We start from the raw sequence: 15,376 nt of genomic DNA, 5'->3' as shown, positions 1-15,376 counted from the left end.
TAAAATAATATAAAAAGCGAGAAATATAGTTTCCCGCTTTTCTTTTTGTCTGTAATATTTTTATTGTATAATCAGTTTCAAAGTAAATAATTTTCTTGAATGAACTTTTACAAAATATACTCCTTTCGGAAGATTTTCGTTCACCAGAGAAAATCGCTGGTTGTTGATGTTTTTTGATTCATACAAAAGTTGTCCTGATGCGGAAACTAATTCAATTTTATCAATAGGATAATCACTTTTGATGAATGTAGGTTCGCCCGGCCTGGTAGGATTCGGGTACAGAACTACATTTTTTTCTGTACTTTTTACCTCTTCTGTTCCCAGAGTTCCGGCTATCACCTGAAATTCCTTTCTGTTGGATACTTCGGTATACGAATCATTGGTAAACATTACCATGTAATAGTTGCCCGGTGTTGCAGGCAGTGCAGTTCCCTGGATTGTTTTTGTTCCCTGGGTAACCCCATCAAAGTAGGTATAAGAAACGAAGTTATCATCCGGTGTCTGGATACTCTGAGGATAAATTCCCAGCCAGTCTTTGATGATTCCGGGAGAATCCGTCCATGAAGCCGTGATGTTTTCACCTAATGTATAAACAGGCTTGTTGATCCACAGTTCCGTGACAATATCCCCTACTTTAAAGAATACTTTGTCTCCGATTCCTGTATATCCGTCTTCAAGCAGATACTGGGCATAATAATATCCTTTCGGAAGACCTGTGAAATTGAGTGTTCCTGAAGCGGTAGAAACATAGCTCCATTTAATAGAAGCATTGGTTCCGGGCGTCTGCCCCATTTTGTAAATCCCGATCCAGTCTTTTACCAGATTCGGTCCGTTGCTGTAATTGATAACAACTGTTCCGCCTACAGGATAGGTATCAGCTGTGGTCTGCAATACTACTTTCGGTCCTACATAGAAACTTTTTCTTGGAGTAATTTCAGTATAGCCGTTGTTGGCAAAAAATCCTGCAAAATACTGACCTTTATTAGCAAGGCCATTCGGGAATGCTGCCGTTCCTGCCGTTTGTCCGTTTGTGTAAAGGAAACCCTGGGAAGTCGTCGTTGCAGGTGTCTGTCCTTTTTTATAAATGCCTACCCAGTCCTGCTGATTTCCAGGGCCTCCCGTATAATTAGCTGTTATTGCTTCATTTTGAATGTATTCGGTTTTATCTAGTGCAAATGTAGGATTGGAAACCACACTTCCTGACACTTCAAACTGTTTTACATCACTCCAGTCGCTCCATTCCAGGTTTCTGTCCCTGTAACGAACCTTTACGTAATAGAGTCCGTTTGAAATAGAGTTCGCGGCAATGGTTGCCTTTGTGATATCAATTCCGGCATTCAAGTTTTTTGTTCTGTCCGGTGTTCCGTTTCCATCTTTTCCGAACCAGTTTTCGTAATCCCGGTAAAATTCCTTTTCAATTACTGAAAAATTAGATGCTTTGCTAATTAAAAACTGTGTGGTATTCAGCAATTCTCCATTTGAAGAGGCAAATGCGCTTCCATCCAATGTCAAAGGTAAAGTTACCGGTGCAGAAAAAGTATTGGTAACCGATGGTTTTGAAGGTTTTGGCTGATTTTTATATCTGTGGAAAGTATCTACCAACTCATTGTATTTTCTGTTATACACTCCTCCTATAGAGTAACATTCAATATCTACCTTTCCGGTCTGCACATTTACTTCCACAATCTGGTAAGTCCAGTCTGTCAATGTTTTCTGTACATCATCAAAATCCTGTTCATTAGACATGCCCCAGTACTGGTCCCATGCTGTTCCTCCGGAAATGATCTGGTAATTCGGGGTGTCTTTCAGCTGTCCTCTGTGGTATAAATGATGGTGGGCTCCCACGTGCATCAAGTACTTATTTGAAGTTGTCAGTAACGGTACGGCATTGTTTCTCACCCAGGTAGAAATATCTCCTACATACTGCTCTGCCTGATAAGGTCTGTGGCTTAAAGAGATGATCCAGTCTACTGTAGGATCAGCATTGGCTTCATTTAAAATTTGTGACAGCCATGTCTGCTGTGCCGTTCCTGTATGCTCTGAACTTAAACTTATAAACAGGACATTTCCTGCCTGCTGTGCATAATAATTCTCGTTCCCTGAACTGATATTTTTATATTTGATTTCATCAATATAGAAATGGGCATAGTAGGAATTCATTCCAAGCGTTCCGTAAGTTTCGTGATTTCCTACCGTTGTCTGGATAGGAAGATAAGGTGACAGCTTAATATTCTTTTTAAAATGAACATTCTCATAATGATCCAGTGTTCCCACATCCACCTGGTCTCCTACCATAAAGGTAAGTGCTACATTATCCGAAGGATCGGAACCGGCCCCGAATTTCTGTTTCAGTTTTTTGAATGCATTTAAAGTAAGTGAATCATATCTTGGTTCTGCTTTGATCTGGTTGTCTCCCATAATCAGGAAACGTATTTTCCCGTCTGCAGTAGCAGCCTGTCCCGGCAAAGGCAGAGTTCTGAAATTATAAATTGCCGACTCACTGGTTCCTGTTTTTATTTTATAATAGTATTTGGTATTCGGCTGCAGGCTGGTGATCTTTGCCGTGTGATAATAATAGTTGTTGTTATAGCCGGTATCGGAGAAAATATTGGTAGTTCCGGTGACAGTTACATTAAGATTGGTTGGAGACGTTCCGTAAATTACAGTTGTTTCATTATTGGAAGACGTTTTCCAGTTGACAATCATTGAGCTCGGCGTAGGGTTCTGCAGGTAAGGAAACAATGCCTGCCCGAATGCCATCTGGACAGCAAAACAGAAAAAGAAGAAATAGTGTTTCATAGTTATTTACTTTTTATAGATTTGCAAATCAGATTTTTAAGAAATGATCTGATCTGTTTTTTAACTTCGGGCAAAAGTAGATTTCCTATATAAACTGCGTCAGATGAGAATTTAAAATAACTGTTAATTCTGAGGCAAATTTTGAGTGAAAAAATTATAGTTTTTAGCACATTAAATATTTGGTGGAATCAAAAACTATTTTGTATCTTTGCAACCTGTTATTCAACCTCTGACGAAGACCGTGTAAGTTGCTTAGCTTTAACATTTTATTTTATTAGAAATGGATTTATTAAAGTACGTACAAGATCAGTACATTACTAAAAAAGATTTCCCTGAATTCAAAGCAGGAGACACTATTACTGTGTATTACGAAATTAAAGAAGGACAGAAAACAAGAACTCAGTTCTTCAAAGGTACCGTTATCCAATTAAGAGGTACTGGCGCTACAAAAACATTTACCATCAGAAAAATGAGTGGTGATGTAGGTGTAGAAAGAGTATTCCCTATCAACATGCCTGCACTTCAGAAAATTGAAGTTGACAGAAGAGGTAGAGTTAGAAGATCTAGAATTTACTACTTCAGAGACCTTAGAGGTAAAAAAGCTAGAATCAAAGACGCTGCTTACAAGAAAAAGTAATTCAGACAACAATACATACAAAAAGAGACTATCTGCTTCAGGTAGTCTCTTTTTTATTGATCTCTATTTTATAAAATCATACAACGCACTGAAAAATTTTGGATACACTTCTATATGCGGAAGATGCCCCACATTTTCAAGTTCAATAAGTTTAGAACCGGCAATTTCCTTCTGGGTCTTTTTCCCTAATTCCTGATACTGTCCCATTTTAGGCTGCAGATCTTTAGGTGCCCTGTCCTTTCCTATTGCGGTTCTGTCTCTTGTGCCAATGATAAGCAATGTAGGAACTTTGATATTTTTAAACTCATAACAAACGGGCTGATTATAAATCATATCTGAAGTAAGTGCCGCATCCCAAGCAACCTGTGGATAGTCTTTATGCAAGGTCCATCCTGCAATAAGATCAAGCCACGGCTGATATTCTTCTTTCCATTTATTATCATAATAGAATTTTAGCTGATAGGCTTTATAGGTTTCGGCAGTATTTTTCAACTCGGACTGATACGCCTGGTCTATAGTCTGATAAGCCGCAAACGTTTTATAATCTTCCAAACCAATGGGATTCTCGAGAATCAGCTTCTGAACCTTTTCAGGATAAAGAAGGGTAAATCTTGAGGCTACCATTCCACCCATTGAATGCCCTAAAACTATTGTTTTATCAATGCCAAGCTTATCCAATATTGCTTTTGTATTTTCAGCAAGCTGGGAGAAAGAAAACTGATAACTTTTAGGTTTTGAAGACTTACCAAACCCGATCTGATCCGGAATGATCACTCTGAATCCTTTATCAGAAAGGTCTTTTGCGGTCTTTTCCCAATAGGCTCCGTTAAAGTTCTTTCCGTGAAGAAGCATGATCGTTTTCCCATTCGACTGTTGCGGCTGAACATCCATATAAGCCATTTTAAGTACATTGTCCTGCGATTTAAGATCGATAAAATGAACTTCGTAAGGATATTTATACTCGGTCAGCATGGCGTCCAGAGGTTTTATCTGTGAAAATAAAAAAGCCGGCACCGCCACTAGCATAATGCCTGATGTTATCTTTCTGAAATATTTCATTGACGCTTTATTTAAAGTAATAAAATTAAAAAAACCGCTTCAAAAGAAACGGTTTCCGAGTATTTTTTTAGTTTAAATTTATATTGTTAAGAAAATTCCACAGATTTCACTTCACTTCTGGAAGGCAGATTCATCAATACGATAGCAAAAAGAATAAGAATAATCCCCACCCATTGTATCAGTAAAACTTTCTCACCTAATAAAACAAAAGCCATCGTTACAGACACCGGAAGTTCTAAAGATGAAACAATACTTCCCAATCCAAGTCCCGCATTAGGGAAGCCAATATTAAACAAAATAGGAGGAATAATAGTTCCAAACAAAGCTAGAACAAATCCGTATGTCCAGAATATGGAGTAATTAAATGAGTGAATATGCTCTGTATTTTCTGTGAAATTAAGGTATACAGATTTTAATCCTTCTGAATATAAAGGTCCGATCTGGGCAAAAAACAGAAATGCCATAACCACAACCGCTCCCCCGCAAAGCATAATAATACTTTTCCTGAACACAGGAAGATGTGTAGCCAGCGTATTGGATGTAAACATAGTCATCGTATAAGATGCAGCCGCCATTAATCCCCAGAAAACGCCGTGCCAGTCGAGCTCAATATCCATATTAACAAGGTTCGTAGCAAGTATGGTACCTGCAAGCACAATAATTACAGAAATTACTTTTCTCGCATTTGGCAGTTTTTTTTCTTTGATACTTTCCACCACAACACTGAACCAAACAGACTGCATCAGCAGCACAATAGCTATAGAAACATTAATATACTGAACGGCAATATAATAGAACAAGCTGGTACAGCCTAAAGATGTTCCGGCAAGAAGCAGCATTCTTACTTCTTTAGCACTTGGCGATGAAAGCTTCTGCTTTGATGTAATGGTCTGGATAAAATTCAGGATTAATAGACCTACAAGTCCCAGCAAAAACTGCGAAGTAGTAACTTCCGATGTAGTAAAACCATCATGATAAGCCATTTTCACAAATGTTGCCAGCATTCCGTATATACTGGCCCCGATCCCTACGAATAAAACTCCCTTGAGTATATTTTTCTTCTTCATAATTTTTTTAACAGCCTGCAAATTTACAACATAATAATTGAAATTACCGGAGACGTCAATATGATAGATAAATAAAATCGCCGCAAGCTTTGCTTGCGGCGACTCCCTGATAGAGATTATGTAAATTATTATTTCTTAACGATTACTTTGGAAGTAGCATCAATACCAAGACCTTTAACTTTTACCATATAGGTTCCGTTGACAAGGTTACTTGTAGAAACTGCTTTTTTAGCATCCGGTGAAATTTTATCTTCCGAAGAAACCAGTTTTCCGGACATATCATAGATTTCTAAACTTACCTTTCCAACAGTATTGCTTGGGAAATTGATGAAGAATTCATCTTTAGCAGGATTCGGATAGATCGAAATTTTGTTTTTAGCAATATTTACTTCTTCTGTTGAAAGAGCGGAACAACCTTCAGGAAGGGTAAAGCTCTCAGTCTGGTCGTTGATGTCGTTTGCAAGACCTGCAGAAGCTCCTGCTCCCAAACCTCTTTTTGCAAATACTCTCCAGATCATACATTTATCAACTCCTCCTGTTGTAGCAAGCTCAGCCTGAAGAATAGCATCTCTTCCGTTAATGAAAGTAGGATTACATCCCTGTAGTTTCAATGCATTGGTTACCAGCTGAAGTACTCTGGCACTTCCACTGTTGGCATTAGCCGTTACATCAGATGCATATCCGTATTTTTCAACGTATTTCCAGTGCAGATCCCAAAGCATGGTTGCCCATACAAATCCTATAGAGTGTACATCCGGAACAAGAACATTGTTTTGGTTGGTAAATTCCATTCCGTTGGTATCACCATAAGTATAATCGTTTATAGCAAAATCAGGAGAATACTTGGCAGGCCTGATACCCAAACCTGTAGTAGGCTGTCCTATAGGATAAGTTCCCATACCTCTTGGAACTGAAGCATTGTCGCCCGGTTTATTTGTCAGCATTATTGCAAAGAAATCTGACCATCCTTCGCCCATCTGCTCTTTATCTGCATTTGAATTTAAACAGTTATATCCTGTCCCTGTTAATCTGTTGGAAATTCCATGACCATATTCGTGGGTAACGATACCATTATCAAAGCTTCCATCATATTTTGTATCTGCTCTCAGATCTACATTTACAGGTATAGCTGAAGCTAACTTGCTTTTAATATATTCTCCTTCCGAATTAGTAATCAATATTGAAGGTATAGTAATTGTAGCATCGGTACCACCCATATTGATTAAGGTAGAGCCATTAGCAGTATTGTTATAGATAATTGTTGCTATAGCTCCTGCATTCTGTGCATTTTTTACTTTTAAAGCGAAACTACAGTTTGTACCACCTCCTCTTTCTATCAGTCCGATTTTCCCTGTCAGTTCACCAGCAGGTAATGCAGTACATGCGTCAATAACACTTGCAAGCTTCACATCGCCATTTATTCCGACATCATTTAAAGCTGGTCCAAACTGGGCTGTACCTGCATTTACCACACGTGCAACAGCATCGGATGGAGCCTTATAGAATAGTTTGCGGTTTGAGCCCAACCACAAATACATCTGCATAATTGGGTTATAATTATCCGGATAAGGAGCAAAATTGGCATTATTGAAACCACCACCGTCTTGAGACTGTGCAAAAACCTCATCGTCATCAAGACCACCGTTTCCAAAATTATTACTTTGGAAGTTTCTTGCAGGTTCTGTAAATCCGAATTTATAAAAAATATCGTGTACCATATTACTTATATAGAATAAGTTGGTAGTGGCAGCAGGTAAATTTACATACGTTAACGCGTTAGGATCATAAGGAAAATTAAAGTTTCTTGTTGCTCCACCGTCCGGAGAAACTCCAAAAGTTTGTTCATTAGCATCTTTATCATCGTACGCATATACATTGTTTCCTCTCGTGGTAGTGTAATGTGTAGTTACATTAGAATGCCATCCCTCAGGTGAAGAGGCTAAAATCCATGGGTTTGTAACTACGGCTCTGGAACCAAATGTAGGTGATTCTACCGGTAAAGGAAAAACATTATATGAAGCATTATCCGGAGCTAAGGTAATCAGGTTATTGTTGTTTACAGGATATGAACTTTCATTCTGCGGTAATGATGCCATATGGTTTTCATCATGAGCATATGCTCCATCATGAAAATCACATGATAGATTAAGGTCAAGCTTACTCAGGATTTTACCGGTATTTGCATCAACCAGGATATTCCAGTGGTTGGTTGTCTTAGGCACGTGAACCAGATATTCATAAACCAGCCTTAGGTTCTGAGATTCATCTGTGGCGTACATCAGTCGCTGCTTGGCTGCAGTTAATTTGTTAGGTCCTTTTTCGAAAAAATTCATGATTTGAAGCCTTGAAACTTCTTCACTGCCTAAATCTTCAGCAATTTTCTGTAATGCGGCTTCTTTCGTTATCCCTGCAGTAGCAGAAGTAACCCCGTTGTAATCTTTTACAAAGTTATCAGTATAATAAACTACTTTATTATCCTTTACAAGTGCTGTTCCTGCGGTACCATACACCGGTAATCCGTTATACATCTGCTGGAATTTCACAACTTGCCCGTTCATTGACGTAGAATGATCAACATTGTCAATAGCAAAACCGGCAAGGTCATTTTTCTTATATTCTCTTGTTTTGTTTTGAGAAATATAATCTTTAACTAGCTTCTCGTTATCTTGTGAAAATAAAGAGGAAGGAAATACTGCAAATGCAGCAAATAAAAGAGGTAGAGTTATTTTCTTCATTTTTACTTATAAAGCCGCTAATTTACAAATAATTCACAATTAATATATTTTTTTAATCATTATTTTAAAAAATAAATTATTTCAATGTAAAAACTCTCATTATGAATATTTTTATCGTTTCTGCAATCAAGCTATGACAGGCTTTTTCATCAATATCATCATTTTGAAAATAATGTTAATCAATTATCTATAATTGTATACAGCAATAATAAATTCAGAATAAAGCCATAAAAAAAAGCCGCTCAAATGAGCGGCTTCATATCATCAATGGTTCAAAGATTATTTACCTTCTTCCATTTTTCTTTTCAATTCTGCTAATGCATCGATATCTCCAAGAGTTGATCTTTCCTCGTTGTTTGAAGAAGATGATGTATTATTAGATCTGTTAGAAGATTCTCTTACGTTTTTCTTCTCTTCATCTCTAAAAATACCAGTATGAGATACTACTACTCTCTTGAATTCTTTATTGAACTCGATTACTTTGAAGTCAGCCTCTTCACCTTTCTTGATTTTAGATCCATCTTCTTTCTCTAATAATCTTGATGGGCAGAAAGCTTCTACTTCTACGTCTTCAAACTGTACTGAAGCTCCTTTATCGTGAACTTCTACAGCCTTACCAGCGTGGATAGTACCTTCAGCATATTTAGTTTCGAATTTATCCCAAGGGTTTTCCTGAAGTTGTTTGTGACCTAGAGATAATCTTCTAGCCTGGATGTCTAGTTCCAGAACTACAACATCTAATTTATCACCAACTGCACAGAACTCAGATGGGTGCTTGATTTTCTTAGTCCAAGAAAGATCAGAGATGTAGATTAATCCGTCGATACCTTCTTCTAACTCTACGAATACACCAAAGTTAGTGAAGTTTCTTACAGTTCCTACATGCTGAGATCCTACCGGATACTTAGCTTCGATATTTTCCCATGGATCTTTAGACAATTGCTTGATACCAAGAGAAATTTTTCTTTCTTCTCTGTCTAGTGTTAATACTTCAGCTTCTACTTCATCACCTACCTTCACGAAGTCTCCTGCAGATCTTAAGTGAGTAGACCAAGACATTTCAGAAACGTGGATTAATCCTTCTACACCTGGAGCAATTTCTACGAATGCACCATAGTCAGCAAGAACTACTACTTTTCCTTTTACTTTGTCACCAACTTTCAGGTCAGCAGAAAGAGCATCCCAAGGATGAGCCTCTAATTGCTTCATACCTAACTGGATTCTTGTTTTCTCATCATCGAAATCAAGGATAACAACTTTTACAGTCTGTCCGTCTTCAAGGATTTCAGATGGGTGGTTCACTCTAGACCAAGAAAGGTCTGTAATGTGGATCAATCCGTCTACACCTCCTAAGTCGATGAATACACCGTAAGAAGTAATATTCTTAACAGTACCTTCAAGAACCTGACCTTTTTCAAGCTGAGCAATGATTTCTTTTTTCTGACCTTCGATATCTGCTTCGATCAATGCTTTGTGAGATACTACTACGTTTTTGAATTCCGGGTTGATTTTCACAACTTTGAACTCCATAGTTTTACCTACAAACTGATCGTAATCTTTGATTGGCTTAACATCAATCTGAGAACCTGGTAAGAATGCTTCGATTCCGTGTACGTCAACGATCATACCTCCTTTAGTTCTGGATTTAACAAAACCGTTAACGATTTCTCCAGTTTCGTGAAGCTCGTTTACTCTATCCCAAGCTTTAAGCGTTCTTGCTTTTCTGTGAGATAATTGTAACTGACCAGTTTTGTCTTCTCTTCTGTCAACCATTACTTCTACATCATCACCTACTTTCAATCCTGGGTTGTAACGGAATTCGTTAAGAGAAATAACACCTTCAGATTTGAAGTCGATGTCAACGATAGCTTCTTTATCAGTTAATCTTACAACTTTACCGATGATAACGTCGTTATCGTTCAGGCTGCTTAGAGATCCGTTGTAGATTTCTTCTAAATCGCTTTTTTCTTTTCTCGCATCTGCATCAAGACCCGATTCGAATGAATCCCAATCAAATTGTTCTGGTGCTACGTTTTGGTTTAATAAAACCTCTGCTGAATTTGTCTCTTTTGACATTTTCTAATAAAATTTGTATTCCTTCTTTTTTAACGGTCTGAATAAATGCGGATTAAAAAATACGGAAGTAATTAATTATAAGTAATTTACTCTTCAAACCTTTTGCCACAAAAGTGGGTGCAAAGATAGGAATTTTATTTTACATTACCAACGGATTATCTTGTCTTTCTTATTAGAAATCAAGCCGAAAACTTAAGGTTAATGTAATGCATTCGTTCTATGAAGTGTTTTAATAAAAGACCCTATATTTATTATTTTCATTAACCAATCTAATAGTCATGCAAAAAAAAATTCTTCTGTTGCTAATCAGCTTAGTTTCTTACAATTTAAATATGGTAAAAGCCTGTACCATATTTTCCTGTTCAAGAGGTGGAGAAACCTTTGTTGCAGCCAATGAAGACGATATGACTCCTTTTACAAGAATCTGGTATAACCCCGCCACTAACGACCGTTACGGCTCCGTCAGCTTTGGGGCCCCGGACATGCAGGCCGCAGCAGCCATGAATGAGTACGGATTGTTTTATGATTTTGCAGCAGCCAATTATGACCTGAGTAAACTGACTCTGAAAAATCCCTATAAAGGAGATCTGATGTGGGAAATATTAGGAAAATGTAAAACGGTAAAAGAAGCAATGGTCCTGCTGAAAAAATACGATTTTGCCATCTCTGCCAAAGCTTTATTAGCGGACAAGGAAGGAAATTCTATTGTGATTACTCCCGGAGGAATTATAGAAAAAACCGGTGATTTTCAGGTCAATTCCAACTGTAATATGATCAATGGGAAACTGTCTTGCAGAAGACCTGATCTGGCCAATGAAATGCTCGCCGGTTCTAAGGCAAACAATATTGATTTTCTAAAAACCATTTTAGACAAGACCCATCAGGAAGGAGAACTAAACACTTTATATTCTACCATCTGTGATCTCAAAAAAGGAATCATATACGTGTATCTTTTTCATGATTATAATAATGTATATAAGATCGATTTAAAATCTGAACTGAAAAAAGGATATCACATAGAAAATCTGGCTGAGCATTTTCCTGTTTCATTTGCCTATGAGAACTTCTTCAAAAATCATGCTTTATACTTTAAAGAATCTATTTTCCGGGAAATGCTGGAGAAAGGTTTAGAAACTACAATCGACCATTATATTGCGGAAAGCAGGAAATCGGATCCAAAAAATAAAAATCTGGATCCTGCCTTACTGGAAATCGCTTTACAGCTTATTAAATACTCCTGGAACGAACATCATAACGGTGCTATGTGGGATTATTGGTTCAGTAAACCTAACGGATACGACTACCAACCCTACAAAGATTCCCGCCTGAATTCCGCTGAAAAACTTTTAACATACCTCAGCACCAAAGAAGAAAAAGATCTCAAGCTCCGCAATTTTATGTACGAAATAAACGGCTTCATCAATTTCACCTTGGGAAATACCAGCACTGCTAAAGAGTTTTACGAAAAGGCTGTTTCCAATCCTGATGAAACATATCCTGTTACTTTATTGCGTGGAAAAGAAATGCTGAGCAGGCTGAAGTAGATTGCAGATTTCAGACATTACTGAAGTTGCAATATTAGTAGTGAATAGTGAATTCTACTTTGCAAGGCGATGGTAAATTTAAGGGTAAGTTTAGATGTTTGAGGCGGCCCAGGAAGCTTCAGCCACCAGATATTTAGCCTTCATTCAATATTTCTGAATTCATCACTCCAACCTTACCGACACCTCAAACTCTCCACCCAAATTCACTACCTTTGCACCATGGAACTACAATCAATTTATCAGAAACTGCAGATTCAGGACATGAATCAGATGCAGAAATCCACCTATAAAACGACAGAAAACAATACAGATGTGGTTTTGCTCTCCCCTACAGGCTCAGGTAAAACACTCGCTTTTTTACTTCCCGTTCTTCGCAACCTTAAAAAAGGGGCTTCCGGAATCCAGGCTCTGATTTTAGTTCCGGCAAGAGAACTGGCGTTGCAGATCGAGCAGGTTTTCAAGTCGATGGGAACGGATTTTAAGGTTTCCGTATGCTATGGCGGCCATGATAAAAAAATTGAGGTCAATAATTTAATTGAAGCCCCTGCGGTTCTGATCGGAACCCCGGGACGTGTGGTTTATCATTTAAGAAACAACAATTTTGATCCTAAAACCATTCAGACATTGGTTCTGGACGAATTCGACAAGGCTTTGGAACTGGGTTTTCATGAAGACATGGAATTCATTACCGGATCACTAAAAAGCCTTTCACAGAGAATTTTAACCTCAGCAACAGCAATGGATGAAATTCCTTCGTTTACAGGTCTGAAAGATGAAAAAATCATCAACTTCCTGAAATTAAATGAAGTAAAACCGGACATCCAGCTGCGAAAGGTAATGACTATTCCTGAGGAAAAACTGGATACTCTTTTTAACTTAATATGTAAGATAGGAAACAAAAGAACATTGATCTTCTGTAACCACCGCGAAGCCGTAGATCGCATTTCCGAGCTTTTAAGAGAAAAAGGAATCGCAAGGGAAACTTTCCACGGAGGAATGGAACAGGATGAAAGGGAACGTGCCCTTCTGAAATTCAGAAATGATTCCGCAAGGATTCTAATAACTACAGATCTCGCCTCCCGCGGCCTTGACGTTCCTGAGGTAGAATCCATTGTTCATTACCAGCTCCCTCCGAAAGAAGACGCCTTTATCCACAGAAACGGCCGTACCGCAAGGATGAATGCCAAAGGTTTTGCTTACCTCATCATGACCGAAGATGAAAATTTCCCCTTCATTAAAAGCAATACTCCTGAAGAAAGTGTAGCAGGTTTCAATAAAGTTCCGGAGAGAACTCCTTTCCAGACGATCTACATCAGTGCCGGGAAAAAGGATAAGGTAAATAAGGTGGATATTGTAGGCTATCTCATCAAAAAGGGAGAACTGCAGAAAGAAGACATCGGCATTATTGAAGTGAAGGATACAACTTCTTATGTGGCGGTTGCCAGAAATAAAACCGTTGCTGTTTTAAAGAAATTAAGTAATGAAAAGCTGAAGGGCAAGAAAGTGAAAATGGAAATTGCTTATTAATTAAAAAACACCCAATTAAAAACATACAAAATTCAGATATGAAAATTAAAACATTCATTGCAGATGCTTTTACCGATAAATTATTTAAAGGAAATCCTGCAGCCGTGTGTATTTTAAAGGAGGCTATTCCTGAAGAAAATATGATTCAGATTGCTAAAGAATTCGGTTTTTCGGAATCGGCATTCGTCATTCAAAAAGGGCCTGCCGATTTTTCGATACGTTACTTTTCTCCGGTAACTGAAATTCCATTATGCGGACATGCTACGATGGCATCTGCGAAAGTTTTGTTTTCGGAATATCCGGATCTTGATACCTTAACATTTAAAACACAGTTTGGGCATATTCTTGAACTGAGAAGCAACAATAACCAGATCGAAATGGTGTTTCCTGTACATGAAACCGAGAAATCCCCGTTTCCTGTTGATATAAAAAATGCAATAGGAATACAAAACATTATCAATTGCGAATACAATAAGGATCACAATATCCTGATGGTGGAAATAGAAAGCAGTAAACAGCTGGAAGAGTTAAGCCCGGATTTCGCTACATTAAAACAGATCAAAACCACAATCAGCGGGGTTCTGGTAACTGCACCGTCTGCAAGAACCGGATACGACTTTGAATACCGTTACTTCTGGCCATGGTCAGGTTCCAATGAAGATCCCGTGACAGGAGGCGTACAAAGCTTTTTATGTAAATACTGGTCTGTGAAGCTTGATAAAAACATCCTCAATGCTTTCCAATGTTCTGAACGTACAGGAAGCATGCAGGTAGAATTAAAAGGGGATCAAACGATAATAAGAAGCAATGCAGTGATATTTTTAGCCGGTGAAATGAATCAACCAGCTGATTAAGATCTTATAATTATCAAAACTATCATTAAGATAAACCTTTTTTACAGGTTATAAATTAAAAAAGCTGATGAAAAGAAGTAGTACAGTTCCTTTCATCAGCTTTTTATAGTATGTAATAATTTTATTTTACTCCTTTTACCTTCGTCGGAAGAGTATAGACAGATTTTGAGGCTGTAATGAAGAGGATATCATGGTTCTCACCACCAAAAGTCACATTGGAAGTCCAGTCCTCTTCAATAGGAATATGATAGATTTTCTTTCCGTGACGATCGAAAACATGTACTCCTTTTCCTGTTAAATAAAGGTTGCCGTGTTTGTCCAGCGTCATACCGTCTGAGCCCATTTCACAGAAGAGCCTTTTCTCTGATAATTTTCCTTCTCCCAGGATATCGTAAACATAAGTTTTTCCTGCATCAATATCTGAAATATAAAGTTTTTTAAACTTTTCACTTCCTACAATCCCGTTAGGCTGCACAAAAGTTTCCAGTTTAATGGTTTGACCTTCTTTTGTCCTGTAATAAAGGCTTTTATGAGGGATTTCCTGCTTAAAACCTACCCAGTAATCCCTTTCATATAAAGGGTCCGTAAAATACATCCCTCCATGTGCATCATTCCAGATATCATTAGGTCCGTTCAGCCTTTTCCCCTGAAAACCTTTCAGGATCACTTCTATTTTTTTATCCTTTGAAATTTTCCAGATTTCACCCTGATCATCAGAACAAGTGATGAGATTTCCGTCCTTATCAAAATGAGTTCCGTTTGCCCTGCCAGTTTTCCCTAAAAACTCTATAATTTTATTGGTTTTCCAGTCCCAGTAATATATTTTGTCATTAGGCTGGTCAGTGAAATAAACATTCCCATGCTTATCTGAAGACGGTCCTTCCGTAAAACTGAATTGATCGGAAACCTTTTCCGGTTGTACATCTCCATAAAACATTTTGTTATAATTTACTGATTGACAGTTTATCAATGCGAAAACCAAACCAATTATACCCAGGCTCTGTATCTTTTTCATTCTTTCTTTATTTAAAAAACTGCAAGTTACAATATCAGTCATAAGATTCAAACACATTTACTC

10 protein-coding genes are annotated in these 15,376 nt (G+C 37.8%); 4 read left to right on the top strand and 6 right to left on the bottom strand.

Annotated elements, in window-relative coordinates; translation table 11 throughout:
- Positions 1-60: 60 nt before the first annotated feature.
- Positions 61-2,799 carry a fibronectin type III domain-containing protein gene (locus BUB03_RS13640; RefSeq protein ID WP_073064051.1) on the bottom strand — a complete coding sequence of 913 codons (2,739 nt, stop codon included), beginning with the start codon at positions 2,797-2,799 and terminating at the stop codon, positions 61-63.
- Between the two features lie 280 nt (positions 2,800-3,079).
- On the opposite strand from BUB03_RS13640, the gene rplS reads away from it, so the two are divergent.
- Entirely contained in the window at positions 3,080-3,436 is a 357-nt protein-coding gene (gene rplS / locus BUB03_RS13635) for a 50S ribosomal protein L19 (protein WP_034704964.1), read from the top strand.
- A gap of 63 nt (positions 3,437-3,499) precedes the next feature.
- On the opposite strand, the gene BUB03_RS13630 is transcribed toward rplS, so the two are convergent.
- The 4 genes from BUB03_RS13630 to rpsA form a co-directional block, all read right to left on the bottom strand.
- Positions 3,500-4,495 carry an alpha/beta fold hydrolase gene (locus BUB03_RS13630; protein ID WP_073064049.1) on the bottom strand — a complete coding sequence of 332 codons (996 nt, stop codon included), beginning with the start codon at positions 4,493-4,495 and terminating at the stop codon, positions 3,500-3,502.
- Positions 4,496-4,581: 86 nt separating this feature from the next.
- Positions 4,582-5,562 carry an EamA family transporter gene (locus tag BUB03_RS13625; protein WP_073064046.1) on the bottom strand — a complete coding sequence of 327 codons (981 nt, stop codon included), beginning with the start codon at positions 5,560-5,562 and terminating at the stop codon, positions 4,582-4,584.
- Positions 5,563-5,690: 128 nt separating this feature from the next.
- A complete protein-coding gene (locus tag BUB03_RS13620) occupies positions 5,691-8,297 on the bottom strand; it encodes a T9SS-dependent M36 family metallopeptidase (RefSeq protein WP_073064044.1) in 2,607 nt (868 codons plus the stop codon).
- Positions 8,298-8,576: 279 nt separating this feature from the next.
- Positions 8,577-10,373 carry a 30S ribosomal protein S1 gene (gene rpsA, locus BUB03_RS13615; RefSeq protein WP_040995899.1) on the bottom strand — a complete coding sequence of 599 codons (1,797 nt, stop codon included), beginning with the start codon at positions 10,371-10,373 and terminating at the stop codon, positions 8,577-8,579.
- A gap of 278 nt (positions 10,374-10,651) precedes the next feature.
- On the opposite strand from rpsA, the gene BUB03_RS13610 reads away from it, so the two are divergent.
- From BUB03_RS13610 to BUB03_RS13600, 3 genes are all read left to right on the top strand, one after another.
- Positions 10,652-11,917 carry a C45 family peptidase gene (locus BUB03_RS13610; protein ID WP_073064041.1) on the top strand — a complete coding sequence of 422 codons (1,266 nt, stop codon included), beginning with the start codon at positions 10,652-10,654 and terminating at the stop codon, positions 11,915-11,917.
- A 219-nt stretch (positions 11,918-12,136) separates the two neighbouring features.
- Positions 12,137-13,444, top strand: coding sequence for a DEAD/DEAH box helicase (locus BUB03_RS13605; RefSeq protein WP_073064038.1), 1,308 nt, complete (start codon positions 12,137-12,139; stop codon positions 13,442-13,444).
- Positions 13,445-13,482: 38 nt separating this feature from the next.
- Entirely contained in the window at positions 13,483-14,298 is an 816-nt protein-coding gene (locus BUB03_RS13600) for a PhzF family phenazine biosynthesis protein (protein ID WP_073064035.1), read from the top strand.
- Positions 14,299-14,419: 121 nt separating this feature from the next.
- Here the strand turns inward: BUB03_RS13600 and BUB03_RS13595 are convergent, their stop codons facing one another.
- A complete protein-coding gene (locus tag BUB03_RS13595) occupies positions 14,420-15,313 on the bottom strand; it encodes an SMP-30/gluconolactonase/LRE family protein (protein WP_040996399.1) in 894 nt (297 codons plus the stop codon).
- Positions 15,314-15,376 lie beyond the last annotated feature (63 nt).

The sequence above is a fragment of the Chryseobacterium oranimense genome (assembly GCF_900129755.1).
Taxonomy (GTDB): Bacteria; Bacteroidota; Bacteroidia; order Flavobacteriales; family Weeksellaceae; genus Chryseobacterium; species Chryseobacterium oranimense.
This window is presented reverse-complemented; position numbering and strand designations above follow the sequence as displayed.

Bases quoted from the DNA above. Each gene is read 5' to 3' on its own strand.
- rplS (WP_034704964.1), top strand. From the start codon at position 3,080: ATGGATTTATTAAAGTACGTACAAGATCAGTACATTACTAAAAAAGAT.
- BUB03_RS13620 (WP_073064044.1), bottom strand. From the start codon at position 8,297: ATGAAGAAAATAACTCTACCTCTTTTATTTGCTGCATTTGCAGTATTT.
- rpsA (WP_040995899.1), bottom strand. From the start codon at position 10,373: ATGTCAAAAGAGACAAATTCAGCAGAGGTTTTATTAAACCAAAACGTA.
- BUB03_RS13600 (WP_073064035.1), top strand. From the start codon at position 13,483: ATGAAAATTAAAACATTCATTGCAGATGCTTTTACCGATAAATTATTT.
- BUB03_RS13625 (WP_073064046.1), bottom strand. From the start codon at position 5,562: ATGAAGAAGAAAAATATACTCAAGGGAGTTTTATTCGTAGGGATCGGG.
- BUB03_RS13595 (WP_040996399.1), bottom strand. From the start codon at position 15,313: ATGAAAAAGATACAGAGCCTGGGTATAATTGGTTTGGTTTTCGCATTG.
- BUB03_RS13630 (WP_073064049.1), bottom strand. From the start codon at position 4,495: ATGAAATATTTCAGAAAGATAACATCAGGCATTATGCTAGTGGCGGTG.
- BUB03_RS13610 (WP_073064041.1), top strand. From the start codon at position 10,652: ATGCAAAAAAAAATTCTTCTGTTGCTAATCAGCTTAGTTTCTTACAAT.
- BUB03_RS13640 (WP_073064051.1), bottom strand. From the start codon at position 2,799: ATGAAACACTATTTCTTCTTTTTCTGTTTTGCTGTCCAGATGGCATTC.
- BUB03_RS13605 (WP_073064038.1), top strand. From the start codon at position 12,137: ATGGAACTACAATCAATTTATCAGAAACTGCAGATTCAGGACATGAAT.